Genomic DNA, 16,350 nt, shown 5'->3' on the forward strand with positions numbered 1-16,350 from the left:
GGATCGCTTCGTCGTGAATCAACGAGGAAATCAGTCCTTCTTCACCGAGCCGCCCGTGTAGAACGGCGGCCTCACCACCTCCGCGGGCACGGCCGCGTTGCGGATGACGATGCCGATCTCCGTTCCGGGCTTGGCGGCGGCCGTGGGCACGTACGCCATGCCGATCCCCTGCCCCAGCGACGGGCTCGACGTGCCGCTGGTGACCACGCCCGCCTCGCTCCCGTCCACCGCCACCGGGTAGCCGTGGCGGGGAAAGCCGCGCTCCTTCAGCCGGAAGCCCACCAGGCGCTTCTGCACCCCCTGCTCCTTCTGCCTGGCCAGCGCCTCGCGGCCCACGAAGTCGCCCTTGTCCAGCTTGACCACCCAGCCCAGCCCCGCCTCCAGCGGCGTGGTGTCCTCGTCCAGGTCGTTGCCGTACAGGGCGTAGCCCATCTCCAGCCGCAGCGAGTCGCGGCAGCCCAGCCCCGCGGGGAGCAGGCCGGCATCGGCGCCCACCTCCAGCAGGCGGCGCCACAGCCGCGGCGCGTCCGCGGCCGGCACGTACAGCTCGAAGCCGTCCTCGCCGGTGTAGCCCGTGCGGCTGATGGTCGCCTCGATGCCGTCCACCGTGCCCTCGGCGAAGCGGTAGTAGCGGATGGCGGGAAGGTCGGCGTCCGTCAGCCCGCGCAGGATCTCCTCCGCGCGCGGGCCCTGCAGCGCCAGCAGGGCGATCGCGTCCGTCCGGTCCACCAGCTCCACGCCGAACTGCTCCGTGAACTGCGAGATCCAGTGGAAGTCCTTATCCTTGTTGCTGCCGTTGACCACCAGCATGTAGTGGCCGGGATAGCGATAGACGATCAGGTCGTCCAGCAGCTTGCCCTCGTGGTTCAGCAGGGTGCCGTACTGCGCCTGCCCGACCGTCATCTTGCTGACGTCGTTGGTCGTCACGTACTGCACGAACTCCATCGCCCGGTCGCCGCGCACCTCGAACTCGCCCATGTGCGACACGTCGAACAGCCCCGCGGCCTTGCGCACGGCGTGGTGCTCGGCCGTGATGCCGGTGGGGTACTGCACCGGCATCTCGTACCCCGCGAAGGGGACCAGCTTGGCGTTGAGCGCGGCGTGCTCGCCGTGCAGCGGGGTGCGCAGAAGGGTGCCCTCGGCCATCGGGACGTTCGGGTGCGGGTGATTCGCTCGCGGATCGCGGGCTGCCAATCTAGCACACCCCGCCGGAGCGGGCGAGAGGATGGAGGGGAGAGGATGGGAGGCGGCGGAGGATGTCGGAAGGGGCGGAGTTCGGTGCGGCGACGGGCGCCCCCCATCCCCAACCCTTCCCCCGCAAACCGCGCGGGGGAAGGGAGCCAGAGTGGAGCCGCTCCCAAGTCACGGTAGCGCAACGGCCTGTCATCCTGAGGCCCAGGCGCGCCGTACCCGCCCGTACACCGCGCTGCACGGGCCGAAGGATCTTGCCTGGGGCGCTTCCAAGCCGGGGCGCGGCAGCGGACACCCGTGCAGAGGCCGCGACGTCGGGGCGCTTCGAATCGGGCCGGCGCATGCCGCGGGAGGCCCCTCCCCCGGCCCCTCTCCGCATGCTGCGCATGCGGAGAGGGGAGAATTCGTGTGCGCTTCGGTTGGCCTCGCGCACACCACTGCGCGAGCAGTCCGCGAAGGCGGACTTCGGGCCGTCGTTGCCGCGACTTCAGTCGCCCCAGCAGGGCCGCTGGCCTCGGCTACCGTACCCGCTGCCGCGCCTCGGCTTGGAACCGTCCGCGGTTAGATCCTTCGGCCCGCGAGGGATCGTTTACGGGCGAGGATCGTTCGCCTGGGCCTCAGGATCACAGGCCCCGTCGCCACGGCGGCACTGGACGCAACACCCCGGCTGGCTTCGCGCACACCACTGCACGTGCAGTCCGCGAAGGCGGACTTCGTGACTTTCCAGCTGCGGTTTCAACCGCCGGGACGGGGGCCGAGGCCTCGGCTACCGTGCCCGCTGCCGCGCTCAAGCTCGTACGTGTCCGCCGTTAGATCCTTCGGCCCGCGAGGGATCGTATACGGGCGAGGATCGCTCGTCTGGGCCTCAGGATGACAGGCCCCGGCACCACACAGGGACTGGACGCACCACCCCAACCCGATGTGCAGCCCCTCTCCCGCTTGCGAGCGAGGGGCGATTCGATTGCGCTTCGGCTGGCCTTGAGCACTCGACTGTGCATGCAGTCCGCGAAGGCGGACTTCGTGAATTTCCAGCTGCGGTTTCAACCGCCGGGACGGGCCCGAGCCCTCGGCGGGTTACGGCGTGACCGCCGGGGGAACGGCGCGCGCAGCCTCCCCCTCCACACCCAGGCGGTCCACCGCGGAGACGGTGACCAGGTCCACCGCCGCGGGTGCCGGCGCCGGGGCTGCGGGCGCGGCTGGGGTGGGGGGCGCGGCGGGCTCGGGAATGGTGTAGGTGCGGTCCGCGCCGGGCACCACGTCCACGCCCCACGTGCTCCCCCGCCGCCAGCGCACCACCCACCAGCGCGGGTCCGTCCCCGCCGCCGGCTGCATCTGCACCGACAGCAGCCGCTCGGGCGAGGTGAGCTGCACCGTCACGCCGGGCGCGGCCAGCACCCCGCCGCCCAGCCAGGGCGAGGCGGGAACCAGCGCCCGGTGCCGGTAGGGGCCGGCCACCAGCCGCTCGTTGATGGAATCGCGGTCCTGCAGGAACACCCTCATGCTGAAGTGCACGTTGCCCGTGGCGCCCGGCATCCCCCGCGTCACCCACACCTGGTCGGTGATCTCCTCGGCGCGCCACCCCGCGGGCGGCACTTCTACCCGGCTGGTGAAGTTGCCCGGCCACATGTGCCGGTTGTGCACGTTCTGCTCGACCCACCACCGCAGCAGCACGGGATAGCTCAGGTCCGGCCGCGAGATGGGCCAGTACAGCTGCGGGGTGAAGTAGTCCATCCACCCCTCCCGCAGCCACAGCCGCGCGTCGGCGTACAATTGCGCGTACTGGTCGAAGGGCGTTCCCTGCCCCGCCGGATATCCCGGCCGGTAGAAGCCGAACGGGCTGATCCCGAACTTCACCCACGGCTTCCGGTCCTTGATGCCGCGGTACACCTCGCGGATCAGCGTGTTGACGTTTTCGCGGCGCCAGTCGTCGCGCGCCAGCCGGCCGCCGCCCGCGACGTACTTCCGCCAGCTGGGCTCGTCAGGAAAGCCGATGGGCCCGGCCGAGTCCCTTTCGGGATACGGGTAGAAGTAGTCGTCCACGTGAACGCCGTCGATGTCGTACCGGCTCACCACGTCCAGCATCACCCGCAGCGAATGGGCGCGCACCTCGGGCTCGCCGGGGTCCATCCACACGTTCCCGCCGTACTGGCGCACCAGGTCCGGCCGGCGCCGGGTGATGTGCGATTCCGTGTTCTCAGACCGGGCCGAGGGGTGGCGCGCGCGATAGGGATTGAACCAGGCGTGAAGCTCCATCCCGCGGCGGTGCGCCTCGTCCACGGCAAAGGCCAGCGGGTCGTACCCCGGATCGCGCCCCGACTGGCCCGTCAGGTACTCCGACCACGGCTCGTGGGGCGAGGCGTACAGCGCGTCGCCCGCCGGCCGCACCTGCAGGATCACGGCGTTCAGGTTGAGCGCCGCCGAACGGTCCATGATGGCCACCAGCTCCGCCCGCTGCGAGTCGGGGGAAAGGCCGGGACGCGACGGCCAGTCGATGTTGGCCACCGTCGCCACCCACACCGCCCGGAACTCGCGCGGCACCGGGGGAAGCGCCTCGGCCTGGACCTCGGCTGCGGCCGGGACGGGTGCGGCGGCCGGGCCGGACGCGGGGCGACCGCCGCCCGCGCACGCCGAAAGTCCCAGCGCGGCGGCGGCCGTCAGGGCGCCGCATCGAACCGAAAAGCACCTCATCTGCCTTCTCCGTTCAGGTCCACGGTAGGAACGGAAAGGCCCGGCGATTCCCCGCCGGGCCTTCCTCGAAGAAAAAACACCGCCCGCTCAGCTCTTCGGCACGTTGGGGTTCCCCGAGATCTCGGCGGCCGAGAGCGGGAAGCACGTCTGGTTGTTGGTCAGCGACCCGTAGACCTCGCCGCTCGACGAGTTCTCGTACGGCCCGGAGGGGAACAGGTCAACCCCGTGCTGCGCCTTGTAGCGCCGCATGTCGCCCAGCCGGTGCCCCGACAGGTAGAAGTCGCGGGCCCGCTGCTCCCGCAGGTTCGCCAGGAAGTTGGCGGTGGTGGTCGCCGCGGCCGCGCGGCCCGTCGGATCGATCGCTCGCCGGCTCTCGATGAAGGCGATGGTCGCGGTGGTGGGCCCCGCGGCCTCCGCCACGATGTACTGCGCCTCCAGCCCCGACGCCATGCGCAGCCACCCGTCGCGGACGAACTCGGCGCCGACCACCGTGTTGTTGTACGAGCTGTACTGGAGGGGCGAGTTGGGAAGGTGCGCGCGTATCCCATCCAGCGTGGGCTCGTTGGCCGCCGGGCGGGGAACCCGCGGGTCGGCGGTCACCGTTTCCCACGGGGTGAAGTCGAGCCCGCCCGAAATGCTTCCCACCTGCGACAGGCGGCCGAAGATGGGGTTGTTCTCGCGCGTGCTGTTGATGGAGTAGTACGAGCGGAACTCGTACGCCGCCGGCACCTGCGAGGCGAACTCGAGGGCCTTGGCCTTGTTGCCCATCTGCAGGTAGGCGCGTGCGATCCCCACCCGCGCGAGGTTGGCCAGCGAGTCGGCCGTCGCCTTCTGCCCCGCGGTGGCCGTGGGCAGCGCCTTGGCCGCGTCGGTAATGCTCAGCACGTCGGTGAACCGGGTTACGGCCAGCGCCAGCAGCTCGTTCGACGAAAGCACGGGCCCCATGTTCACGGGCGACGCGCACAGCGTTTCGCCCAGCAGCACGTACGAGTACCCGCCGTACGCCTGCACGCGCGCCAGCCGCAGGTCTCGGCCCGCCGAGTCGGCCAGGAAGCCGCGCAGGTAGGCGGCCGCGCTGTCGGCCAGGAAGCGCGCGCGGTGCATGGGGTTGTACACCAGCGTCACGTACGTCGCGTTGTCGGGCGTGACGTTGCGCTGGTCGATCAGCTTCTCCTCGAAGAAGTTGTGGTGGTTGCGCAGCTCGTCGGTGAACACCGCCGAGTAGTACGCCACGACGGGAAGCGTAGGCTGAAACTCGCCGATCACCCCGTTCACCAGGAGGCCGATGTACTTCGGATCGTTCAGGTCCTCGGTCTCGACGGCGCCCGGGTTCTCGACCGCCAGGAAGTCGCTGCAGCCGCCGGCGGCTCCCATGGCGGCGAAAGCCGCCGCCATGGTGGCCGCGCGGAACCAGCGGCGACGCGTCTTGAATGTGTGCATTCGCTGTCGCTCCGGATCAGAAGCTGAGGTTGACGGCAACCGACACGCGCCGGTTCATCGGCATGGAGTAGGCATCGGTCCGGGCGAACAGGCGGTTGGCGGCCGTGTTCACCTCCGGGTCGATCCCGCTGTAGTCGGTCCACAGCGCCAGGTTGTGCCCGGCCAGGGTCACGCTCACGTCGCGCATTCCCGTATGGGTGCGCGAAAGCAGCGAGCCCGGAACCGTGTAGGTCAGTGAAAGGTCGCGCAGCTTGATGAAGTCGGCCCGCTCCACGTATTGCGAGCGGTTGGTGCGGGCCAGGAGCTTGGCCGTGTCGCCCACCGTCGCGTCGTTCACCACGGCGCAGTTCAGGTTGCTGTTGCAGCGCCCGAACTCCTTGAAGTTGAACACGTAGTTGCCGCCCTTGTAGTCCAGCAGGCCGTACAGCCGCAGGTAGCGGAACAGCGTCACCGAGTTGGAGAAGCCGATCTCGCGCGTGGGAAGCGCCGGGCCGATGTAGCGCGGGTCCGCCTCCAGCACCACCGCGTTGCCCGCCGCGTTGAACTTCACGTTCCCATTGGCGTCCAGTTCCGGGAAGCGGCCCCAGAACCCGGCGAGCGGGTACCCGGGTGCGTGCCGCTGCGCGGCGTCGATGTTGGATGCGTACGACGAAAAGACGTTCTCGAACTTCTTGGCCGTGTCGCCGAAGCTCACCAGCTCGTTGCGGTTGGTGGACAGGTTCAGGCGGCTTTCCCAGCGGAAGTTGCGCAGGTCCACCGGCGTGGCGTTCAGCCCCAGCTCGATCCCGGTGTTCAGCGTTTCGCCCAGGTTGTAGAACCGCGAGCTGGCGAAGCCGGACGAGCCGGGAATGGCCTGGGCGACGATCACGTCGACCATCCGCTTGTTGTAATGCGTGAAGTCGATGCCCACCCGGTCGTCCAGGAACGCCGCGTCGAAGCCGATCTCCAGCTCCGAGCCGCGCTCGGGCTTCAGGTCGGGGTTTCCGTACGACGAGGTGCGCAGCGCCGAGCCGGTGGTCACCGTGGAGCCCGTCCCCAGCGCCACGGTGTTGATGGTGAAGGTCTGCGTGGCGGAATACGGGTCCGGGGCGCGTCCGGCCTGGCCCCACGCCGTACGGAACTTGAAGCTGCTGGCATGGATGCGCTCGAACACCGGCGCCAGCCCGGGCTCGTCGGAAAGCACCCAGGAGAGCGCGGCCTTGGGGTACAGCAGGCGGTGGATCTCCGCGCCGAACGCCGAGTTGTTGTCCATCCGCAGCGCGCCCGTCAGGTACAGGCGGTTGCGGAAGCCGAACTGCTGCTGGGCGAACAGCCCCAGCGACTTCTGCTGGGTGAAGGCGTTGCTGGCGTCGCGCGTCTGCGCCGAGCCGATCAGCGTAACGTCGGGCGCCCCCAGGCCCACGCCCGAGGCGAACAGCGTCTCGTACTGCTTGTTGACCACGTTCACGCCGAACGACGTCGTGGACTCGACCGCGTCCGTGAGGTCGTTGACCACGCTGCCGGCGTAGTCCAGCGTGTAGAAGTGGTTGCGCGGCGCCCGCTGCGCCGTGAGCCCCGACGGCGAGTCGGTGGAGCCCGGCTCCGAAATGATCTGCGCGAGGTTCGAGGCGAAGTCCACTCCCACCGTCAGGCGGTTGCGGAACCATTCCCACGGGCGGTAGTTGGCCGTGATCCCCAGCGTCAGGCGGTCGGTGTTCGTGAGGTTGTTGTATTCGTTGGCCTGGTACGGAGCCAGCCCGGCCCACCCGCTGCGCAGGGGGTCGGCGTTGGTGGCCACGCGTCCGGGGCGTCCGCGCACCGCGCTCAGCAGCAGGCCGTTGCCGGACTCGTCGCCCACCGGCAGGCGCAGCCGGCCCTGGATGTAGCTGGTGTTCACCTGGAAATCCAGCTCCGAGCTGGGGTTCAGCCCGAAGTTGGCCCGCACCGAGTTGGAGCGGCTGTAGCTGTTGTAGAGAACGCCGTCTTCGTTGTTCAGGTCGCCCGCCACGTAGTACGAGTACCGGTCACCCCCGCCACGCACCGACATCGTCACCCGGTTCAGGTTGCCGTCGCGAAGCGCGTCGGGGTCGCGCAGCATCGGCCGGTCGGTGAGCACCGTGTTGCGCGGCACGCCCACGCACCCGGGCCACCCCGCCGCGTCGGCCTGCTTGACCGAGTCGCAGGTCGTGTAGTTGATGGGCAGGTCCAGCGCCAGGTCGCTGCGGCCCGCCTCGAACTTGAAGCCCCACTGGGGGCGCTGCTGGCCGCGTCCGCCCCGCTTGGTGATGATCTGGATGACGCCGCTGGCCGCCTCGGCCCCGTACAGGGTGGACGCCGCGGGCCCCTTGATCACCTCGATGGACTCGATGTCCTCCGGGTTCAGGAAGCTCAGCCCCGAGGTCGTCTGGAAGTTGCCGTTGGGCGTGAGTCCCGCCCCGCCCGGCGAAAAGTTGCCCAGCGACCCGATGTCGTAGCGGATCCCGTCCACGTACACCACCGGCTGGTTGCCCAGGAACGACGAGGCGCCGCGGATGCGGATGTCGGGGGCGGCGCCCGGGGTGCCGGCGTTGGGAACGATCTGCACGCCCGGGGTGCGGGCCTGCAGGATCTCGGCGACGTTGGTCACGTTGGTGACGGCCGTCACCTCTTCCACGTCCAGCTGGGTGATGGCGTTGCCCACCGTTCGCCGTGCGGTGGCGCCCGGCGTGCCGGTCACCACGATGGCATCCAGCCCCAGCGTGGCCGGGGCAAGCGCCAGGTCGGCGCGCACCGTTTCGCCCGCGGACACCGACACCGAGGCTTCGCCGGCCTGGTAGCCCAGCCGCGTGGCCCGCACCTGCACCCGGCCCGCGGACACCTCCGACAGCGTGAACTCGCCGGCGGCGTTGGTCACCGTGCTGCGGCCGCCGCCCGCCACCGTCGCGCCCGCCAGGGGCTGGCGGTTGCCGGATTCTACGACGGTGCCGCGGATGGTGCCGCCCTGCGCGGCCAGCGACGGCGCGGCGGCGCACAGCAGCCCCACGGCCGCGGCCAGCCTCAGCCAGCCCTTCCGTTGGATGGGAAAGCCCATCTCGTCCTCCTGAAATCGTGAATTATTCGTGGATGGATCGGGAACCGGACCAGAACGAAATTCGGGGGGAGTTCTTCCTCCGGTACGGGGGTGGGGCGCGCCCGGAACCGCGGCCCGCCCGTTCGCATGATGCGGCGGGGCGGCGACCGCGTTGCGCGCGGATGCGAAGCGTCCGTCACGTGCGCGAGGGAGCCTGGCGGCCCCCAGGCCCGATCGCCAGCCGAGTTGATGGTGGACAGGATACGCCGCCCGGGCCTCGCTGACAAGACAAAAGTTACGAAATCGTAATCGGGAGGATGGCACGCCTGAGCGCTGCTCGACGGTCGGCGTGCACACGATGGCGCGTCACGGGTGGCCGGGGGCGGTGCGCACCGGGCGTGTCAGCCCGGTGCCGAGCGGGTGGCGCGGCGGAAGCGACACGGGGAGGCGTCCGCCGATGGCCGCTTCGCCCGCCAGGGCGCGGGCGGCGGCGCGCTGGCTGACCTCCGCGCCGCCCCACGCCAGCAGGTACGCGGGAACGGCGGGAAACGCCTCCACCAGGTAGGGGCTGCCGAACGACACCGCCACCACCGGGCGCCCCGCCGTGGCCAGCGACTGCACCAGCGCGGGAAATCCGCCCCGCGCGCCCACGGTTCCGCTGTGTTCGCGCGGCATCACGTACGCCGACGCCACCACCACGTCCGCCGAGTCGGCCAGCGCGCGCAGGCGGGCGTACTCGTCCGCGGGCGTGCGGTCGTCCACGCGGGCGCTGGCCACCGTCCACCCGCCCGCCGCCAGCTCGCGGTCGAATGCGCGCCCGGCCATGATGTCCGACGGCTGCGCGTAGGTGATGGACAGCACCCGCCTACCCGGCGCCAGGGGCACCTGTCCCGCTTCGTCGCGGACCAGGGTGATGGACCGCTCGGCCACCGCCTGCGCCAGCTCGCCGTGCGGGCGCGCCCCCACGACCGCTTCCACGCTGTCCAGCTCGGTCGTCCGCCGCCGGTGAAGCCCGGCGCGGGCCTTGGCGGCGAGGATGCGGCGCACGGAGCCGTCCAGCCGCTCCGGGGTGACGCGGCCGGCCTGTACGGCGGCGACCACGGCGTCCACCGCCTCGCGGGGGTCGATGGGCTGCAGCAGCACGTCGGCGCCAGCCTCCATCGCCAGCAGCAGGGGCTCGCGCTGGCCGTAGCGCCGGATCACCGCGCCCATGTTCATGGCGTCGGTGAACACCAGCCCGCCGAACCCCAGGTCGCGGCGAAGCAGGTCGCGGGTGATGGCGGGCGACAGCGAGGCCGGGGCCGCCTCCGGGCCCTCGAGGCCGGTCATGGAGATGTGCGCCACCATCATCCCGTCCATGCCGGCGCGCACGGCGGCGCGGAAGGGCACCAGCTCCACCGAGTCGAGCCGGGCGCGGTCGGCGCGGATGGCGGCGAAGCCGATGTGGGTGTCGGCCTCGGTGTCGCCGTGACCGGGAAAGTGCTTGCCCGCCGACAGCAGCCCGGCGGAGCGGATCCCCCGCGACATGGCCGATGCCAGGCGCGCCACCTCTCCCGCGTTCTCGCCGAACGAGCGGACGTTGATGATGGGGTTCAGCGGGTTGGAGTTCACGTCCAGCACGGGCCCGAACGTCAGGTGAACCCCCACCGCCCGCGCCTCGCGCCCGATCACCCGCCCCACCTGGTACGCCAGCGAATCGGAGCCGATGGCCCCCAGCGCCATCACGGGCGGAAACGACGTTCCCCCGCCCAGGGGGAGCAGCGACGGCAGCGCGTACCCGCCCGCCAGCCGCATCCCCGGCCCGTTCTCCATGTCGGTGGTCACCAGCAGCGGCACGGGGGCGCGGCGCTGCAGGGCGTTCAGCTTGGCGGCGTAGCTGTGGGGCAGCCCCATCGAAATCACCAGCCCCCCGATGCCGTCGCGCTCCACCATCTCCAGCAGCCGGTCCATCTCCGGCGAGTCGGCCGCCACGTACTCGCCCCCCGTCCACCCGAACACCACCTGCCCGGCCTTCTGCCGCAGGGTGAGGGACGCGAGGGTGCTGTCCACCCAAGCCTGCTGCTCGGCGTCCAGACCGTCTGCGGCGGCGGAGGGGGCCTGGACCGGGGCGGCGGTGGGTGGGGAGGCGGCGGTGGGTGGGGAGGCGGCGGGGGCGCAGCCCAGAGTCAGCAGGAGCAGGACGGACGGCAGGCGGATCATGGGCATCGCGGGATGGGGGTTGCCGCGAAGGTACGCCGGGTGGGGACGCGGGGGCAACGGTAGCGATTCCTGGCCCCGCGTCGAACGACGGAGCTGAATGACTACTCCAGGAATACGCCAACGACGGACTGGCACCCGCGATCCTGCTGCCGGCGACACCGCAGCGATCACGGTTCGGGCGGTAGAATGGAGATGAACAGCGGGTGAGCCGAGTGTACGCAATCGTTGCCATAAGAACACAGAGTGTACATCTTCTGAAGGGCTGCTCGTTCGCGATGCAGCCCTTCACGCGTTTGTTCATCTTGGACCTTCCGCTACGCCTCTGGCGTAGAAAGCTGATCCCTGCTATGCTCTTCGTAGAGTCGAGTCTATTCGAACGCGCTCGGAAGGAGTACCTGGCGGATGACGGCCTGCGAGAACTTCAGGCCGTGTTGCTTGCCCGGCCTGACGCGGGCGTGGTGATCCCAGGCACCGGCGGCGTGCGGAAGCTGCGCTGGAAGGTGGAAGGACGCGGTAAGCGAGGCGGATTGCGGGTCATCTACTACGTCCGCGCGTCGGCGTTTCGCTGCTATCTCCTGCACCTTTATTCGAAGAACGTGGAAGAGGACTTGTCGCCCGCCATGCGGAAGGCATTGGCCGCGCTGGTCCATCAAATCGAGGCAGGTGAGTGATGGAGGAAAAGCTGTTGGACGAGCTGGTTGCCAGCCTGGAAGAAGCCGCCGCTCATTCGCGGGGCGATCTGGATCTTCCCGCCGAGCGGATTCACTTCTTCGGTGAGCCCGATCCTCGTGAGATACGGGCGCGGCTCGGCATGACGCAGGATCGTTTCGCGGATGCCTTGGGGATCAGTGTAAAGACGCTGCGGAACTGGGAGCAGGGGCGCCGCGATCCGAGCGGGCCCGCCATGCGCTTGCTGCGCGTCGCCGAGAAGCATCCGGAGATCCTGCTGGAAGCCGCTGCGTCGTAACCCACCTGCCGGGCAGCGGGACGAGCCGCCTACGTGGTCTTCACGCGGTGTGTGGCGGATCCCTCAGTCGCTGCAAAGTATGGAGCCACGGCAACTTGTGCGTGGCCGCTCCATCGGGATGACATCACGGACCGGCAGCGGCGTGCACACGAAGTTCTCCCTCTCCCCTGCGAAGCGGGGGAGAGGGCCGGGGAGAGGGGGCTCCCGCGGCATGCGACGCAGCCCGTCGAACCCCGATCGTCCCGGCCCCGTGCCGGAACGGGCGAGGACACCCGGAACCGGCGCACGGTGAACGGGTACGCCTCGGCCGACCACGGCTCGCATCCCAGCGCTCCGAACCATCCGTCTCCCGGAAGAACTCCGATGAACCTCGTGCGCTACGCCGTTGCCGTGCTCCTCGCCTCGCTGCTCGCCGCGCCCGCGTACGCCCAGCAGGCCGGCAGCGCCGAAAGCCGTCCGGCCGAGGCTCCGGCCACGCTTGCCAGCGCCGCGCTCCGGCCGCTGCCGCCGGCGCTCACCCCGGCGCCCGTGTACGCGCACTCGACCGCTCTCACCGCCCGCCCGCCGTCCACCGCCGCGCACGGGGTGATCGGGGTTGGCGTGGGGGCGCTGGCCGGGCTCGCGCTCATCGCACTGTCCCCGAATTGCTGGGAAGCGGACTCCATGTGCGGGATCGCCATCCTGCCGATGGCCGGGGTGGGAGCGGTCGTCGGCGGGGTGGTGGGGCTGGGTGTGGGCGCCATTCGCAACCGCTGAGCAACGCCGAGAGCCCCACCCGAAGTACTCCCCACGAAGACGGCCCTCCCCCGCACCGCGGAGGAGGGCCGTCCAGCGTTCCCGCCGAACGCTACAGCTTCCAGATGCGCTCGGCGTAGTCCTTGACCGAGCGGTCGCTGCTGAAGAACCCGCAGCGGGCGACGTTCAGGATGGCCTTGCGCGTCCAGGCGTGCTGGTCTGCCCAGGCCAGGTCCACCGTGGCCTGCGCGTCCAGAAAGGCGTCGAAGTCGGCCAGCACCATGAACTCGTCCGCCGTCAGCAGGTGCTCCACCACCGGACGGAACAGGCCGGGGTCCTCGGGCGAAAGCATGCCGCTGGCCACGAAGTCCAGCACCCGCCGCAGCCGCGGGCTGGCCTCGTACTCCGCCCGCGGGTTGTACCCCGCCACCCGCCGCGCCTCTACCTCGTCGGCCGTCATCCCGAAGATGAAGATGTTGTCGAGGCCCACGTTCTCGGCGATCTCCACGTTGGCGCCGTCCAGCGTACCGATGGTGAGCGCGCCGTTCAGGGCGAACTTCATGTTCCCCGTTCCCGACGCCTCGAAGCCGGCGGTGGAAATCTGCTCCGACAGGTCGCTTCCCGGGAAGATGCGCTCCGCCAGCGACACCCGGTAATCGGGAAGGAACGCCACGCGCAGCTTGCGCCCCGCCACCGGGTCGGCGTTCACGTGGCGCGCGATGGCGTTCGTCAGCTGGATGATCAGCTTGGCCGACCAGTACGTGGGCGCCGCCTTGCCCCCGAACAGCACCGCGCGCACGGGAATGTCGCGCTCGGGCGAATCCAGGAGCTCCAGGTAGGTGTCCACGCAGCGCAGCGCGTTCATCAGCTGGCGCTTGTACTCGTGCATGCGCTTCACCTGCACGTCCATCATCGTTCCCGGCGCGATGGCCACGCCCGTGATGTCGTGGACGATCGTGGCCAGCCGCGCGCGGTTGCGGGCCTTGACCGTCATCCACCGCTCGCGGAACGAGGCGTCGTCGGCGTACGGCTCCAGCCCGCGCAGCCGCTCCAGGTCCGTCACCCACTTCTCGCTGCCCAGCGCCTCGGTGATCAGCCCCGACATCTCGGGGTTGGCCTTGAGCATCCACCGGCGCTGCGTGATGCCGTTGGTCACCGAGGTGAAGCGGTCGGGCCACAGCTCGGCGAAGTCGCGGAAGATGCGGTCCTTGAGAATCTCGGTGTGGAGCGCCGCCACCCCGTTGGTGGTGTGGCTGCCCACGATGGCTAGGTGCGCCATCCGCACCTGCCCGTTGCCGACGATGGCCATGCGCTCCTCGCGCGCGGCGTCGGCGGGAAACTTCTCGGCCACGCGGTCGCGGAAGCGCCGGTCGATCTCGCGGATCAGTTCCAGGTGGCGCGGCAGCAGCCGGCCGAACAGGTCCAGCCCCCAGGTTTCCAGCGCCTCGGGAAGCACCGTGTGGTTGGTGTAGGCGAAGGTGCGCCGCGCGATGTCGAACGCCACGTCCCACTCCATCCCGGCGTCGTCCATCAGCAGGCGCATCAGCTCGGGGATGGCCACCGCGGGGTGGGTGTCGTTCAGCTGGATCTGCACCTTGTCCGGAAAGTCGGCAAAGCTCGACCGCTCGGTCTTGTACCGCTTGATGATGTCCTGCAGCGTGGCGCTCACGAAGAAGAACTGCTGCTTCAGCCGCAGCTCCTTGCCCGCGCCCGTGTCGTCGGGCGGATACAGCACCTTGGAGATGGTTTCGGTCTGGGTCTTGGCCTCGACCGCGGCGATGTAGTTGCCGCGGATGAAGCCCTCCAGGTCGAACTCCTCGGTGGCCCGCGCCGCCCACAGCCGCAGGGTGTTCACCGTGTTGTTGCAGAAACCCGGCACCGGCGTGTCGAACGCCATCGCCTGCACGTCCTTGGTATCCACCCAGTGGTAGTGAAGGCGCCCGGCGGCGTCGCGGCGCGGCTCCGCGCGCCCGTAGAACTGCACCGTGTAGGTGCGGTCGGGGCGGGCGATCTCCCACGGGTTTCCGTCCTTCAGCCAGTTGTCGGGCTTTTCCACCTGGCGGCCGCGCTCGTCCACCGCCTGGCGGAAGATGCCGTGCTCGTAGCGGATGCCGTAGCCCATCCCCGGCAGCTCCAGCGTGGCCATGCTGTCCAGGTAGCAGGCCGCCAGGCGCCCCAGGCCGCCGTTGCCCAGGCCGGCGTCGGGCTCGCCCTCCTGCAGCTCCTCCATTTCGTACCCCAGCTCCTGCAGCGCCTCGTCGGCGGCGCCCGAGTAGCCCAGGTTGATGAGCGCGTTGCCCAGCGTGCGCCCGATCAGGAACTCCAGCGACAGGTAGTACACGCGCTTGACGTCGCCCTGCTCGTAGCGCGCGTTGGTGGCGGCCCAGCGCTCGGCCAGGCGGTCGCGCACCGTCCACGCCGTCGCCATGTACACGTCGCGCGGCGTGGCCGAGGCCAGGTTGCGCGCCAGGGTGTAGCGCACGTGCGACTCCACCTCGCGCTTCAGCGCTTCCACACGCGTGTTGCGGCGGCCCGTGTCCATGGGCTGCGTCAGGCTATCGGGCACTTTCAGGGGTGTCGTGGGCATCGGCCAGCGGGGAGAGGGCTGCTCAGGGGCCAGCGCCCGCGGGTGTCGCGCGCGGGCGGGCGGGGCGGAACATTGCCGATAAACATCTGAATTGTGCTACCGGCGGGAACGGCGGGGTGTTCCCCGGGACGAATAAGTTAGAACGAATGACGAATGCGTGAAAGGGTGCGCCGGCGCGCGGCCCACGGACGGTTACCTGTCCGGCGCCGTGGCCGCCCCGCCCCGCCGCTCGCGGTCCGCCGCGCGGCGGCAGGGGACGGCCAGCAGGAAGCGGGAGCCGGCGGGCGCGTCGAACTCGGCCCACGCGCGGCCGCCCAGCGACTCCACCGTGTCGCGCACGATGCTGAGCCCCAGGCCGGTGCCCTCTACCCCAGTGATGGTGCCGTGGGCGCGGTAGAAGCGGGAAAAGAGCTTTTCGCGCGCCTCTTCGGGAACCCCCAGCCCGTTGTCTTCCACCGCGATCACCAGGTCGGCTCCGCCGTCCCCCTGGCGCACGTCGGCCTTCAGGCGCACCCAGCGGTTGGAGCGCGACGGGTCGGAGTACTTGATGGCGTTCGACACGTAGTTGGTCAGGCACAGCTCCATGGCCCCGGCGTTCACCTCTACGTCGGGCATGTCCTCGATCACCACCCGCACGTTGCGCGCGCTCGACATCTCGCGAAGCTGCCGGCACACCTCGGCCGCCACGCGGGGCAGCGGAACGTTGCGCTGGTGGCGCGCGTCGCTATCCATCTTCGACAGCTCCAGCAGGTTCTGCAGCACGTCCTGCATCCCCTCGGCGTTCTGCACCACCATGGCCGCGAAGCGCGCGCGGCGCTCCGGGTCCGCCGAGATGTCCGGGTCTTCCAGCAGCTGCCCCGCTCCCAGCACCGCGCCGATGCGGTTCTTCAGCTCGTGGGTGACGGTGCGGTTGAAGCCGCGCAGCCGGTCTTCGCGCTCGCGCACCCGCTCCGACGCCAGCCGCAGGTACTGCGAGGTGGTGAGCTGCTGGATGATGGACACGGCGCGGAACAGCCGGTGGGCACAGGCCAGCAGCTCGGCCCGCGTGCACGGGTCGTCGATGTTTTCCACCGTCCGCACCAGGAACGCGAAGAGCACGCCGCCCAGGAGCTCGTACTCCTTGAGGATCTCGTGGACGTCGAAGCCCTGCGCGTAGCGCAGCTCGCCCAGCTCCATGGCCTTGCCCACCACCGGCGACTCGGCCACGATGTCGACGGCCGGGTTTTCCAGGTAGTCGGCGATGCGGTCCATCAGCAGCGGAACGTGGTTCAGCAGCTCGTCGGTGGGGAATACGGTGTTGGGGTCGATGTCGACGCGCGCGACGATGCGGTCCAGCCAGCGCCGGGTGAGGTCGTTCCGCTCGCCGCGCATGCGCTCCGCCAGCACGGCGGCAAGCTTGCAGTTGATGTTTATGTCCATCGCAGGTCGTGCGTCCGGGCCGGGCTGGAAGTTGCTCGTGGCGAAGCACGTTGCGGGCCACGCCCGCGGGACCCTACGTTGTGCCGGCGGCCAAGG

Annotated in this window: 10 protein-coding genes; 3 read left to right on the plus strand and 7 right to left on the minus strand. The window is 70.1% G+C overall.

What is annotated here, in order from left to right; genetic code table 11:
- Nucleotides 1-30 precede the first annotated feature (30 nt).
- The 5 genes from gcvT to VF632_RS09945 all read right to left on the minus strand — a co-directional run bounded on the left by gcvT (nucleotide 31) and on the right by VF632_RS09945 (nucleotide 10,552).
- The gene (gene gcvT / locus VF632_RS09925) at nucleotides 31-1,146 is read right to left on the minus strand and encodes a glycine cleavage system aminomethyltransferase GcvT (protein ID WP_331022721.1); all 1,116 of its coding nucleotides are present in this window, start codon (nucleotides 1,144-1,146) and stop codon (nucleotides 31-33) included.
- Nucleotides 1,147-2,265: 1,119 nt separating this feature from the next.
- Entirely contained in the window at nucleotides 2,266-3,879 is a 1,614-nt protein-coding gene (locus VF632_RS09930; RefSeq protein ID WP_331022722.1) for a glycoside hydrolase family 10 protein, read from the minus strand.
- A gap of 87 nt (nucleotides 3,880-3,966) precedes the next feature.
- Nucleotides 3,967-5,319 (minus strand): hypothetical protein, encoded by a 1,353-nt coding sequence (locus tag VF632_RS09935; protein WP_331022723.1) that lies wholly within the window; start codon nucleotides 5,317-5,319, stop codon nucleotides 3,967-3,969.
- A 16-nt stretch (nucleotides 5,320-5,335) separates the two neighbouring features.
- Nucleotides 5,336-8,368: a SusC/RagA family TonB-linked outer membrane protein gene (locus tag VF632_RS09940; protein ID WP_331022724.1), complete on the minus strand. Its 3,033-nt coding sequence runs from the start codon at nucleotides 8,366-8,368 to the stop codon at nucleotides 5,336-5,338.
- Between the two features lie 345 nt (nucleotides 8,369-8,713).
- On the minus strand, nucleotides 8,714-10,552 hold the full coding sequence (locus VF632_RS09945) for a glycoside hydrolase family 3 protein (protein WP_331022725.1): 1,839 nt from the start codon (nucleotides 10,550-10,552) through the stop codon (nucleotides 8,714-8,716).
- A 341-nt stretch (nucleotides 10,553-10,893) separates the two neighbouring features.
- Between VF632_RS09945 and VF632_RS09950 the strand changes: the two genes are divergently transcribed.
- From VF632_RS09950 to VF632_RS09960, 3 genes are all read left to right on the plus strand, one after another.
- Nucleotides 10,894-11,217 (plus strand): type II toxin-antitoxin system RelE/ParE family toxin, encoded by a 324-nt coding sequence (locus tag VF632_RS09950; RefSeq protein ID WP_331022726.1) that lies wholly within the window; start codon nucleotides 10,894-10,896, stop codon nucleotides 11,215-11,217.
- Complete coding sequence (locus VF632_RS09955) at nucleotides 11,217-11,513, plus strand: helix-turn-helix domain-containing protein (protein WP_331022727.1); 297 nt, start codon at nucleotides 11,217-11,219, stop codon at nucleotides 11,511-11,513. Before VF632_RS09950 ends, VF632_RS09955 begins: the two co-directional genes overlap by 1 nt.
- A 363-nt stretch (nucleotides 11,514-11,876) precedes the next feature.
- Entirely contained in the window at nucleotides 11,877-12,269 is a 393-nt protein-coding gene (locus tag VF632_RS09960; RefSeq protein WP_331022728.1) for a hypothetical protein, read from the plus strand.
- Between the two features lie 91 nt (nucleotides 12,270-12,360).
- On the opposite strand, the gene VF632_RS09965 is transcribed toward VF632_RS09960, so the two are convergent.
- Nucleotides 12,361-14,835: a glycogen/starch/alpha-glucan phosphorylase gene (locus VF632_RS09965; protein ID WP_331022729.1), complete on the minus strand. Its 2,475-nt coding sequence runs from the start codon at nucleotides 14,833-14,835 to the stop codon at nucleotides 12,361-12,363.
- Between the two features lie 192 nt (nucleotides 14,836-15,027).
- Nucleotides 15,028-16,254 (minus strand): sensor histidine kinase, encoded by a 1,227-nt coding sequence (locus VF632_RS09970; RefSeq protein WP_331022730.1) that lies wholly within the window; start codon nucleotides 16,252-16,254, stop codon nucleotides 15,028-15,030.
- Between the last annotated feature and the right edge of the window lie 96 nt (nucleotides 16,255-16,350).

This window comes from Longimicrobium sp. (assembly GCF_036388275.1).
Lineage (GTDB): Bacteria > Gemmatimonadota > Gemmatimonadetes > Longimicrobiales > Longimicrobiaceae > Longimicrobium.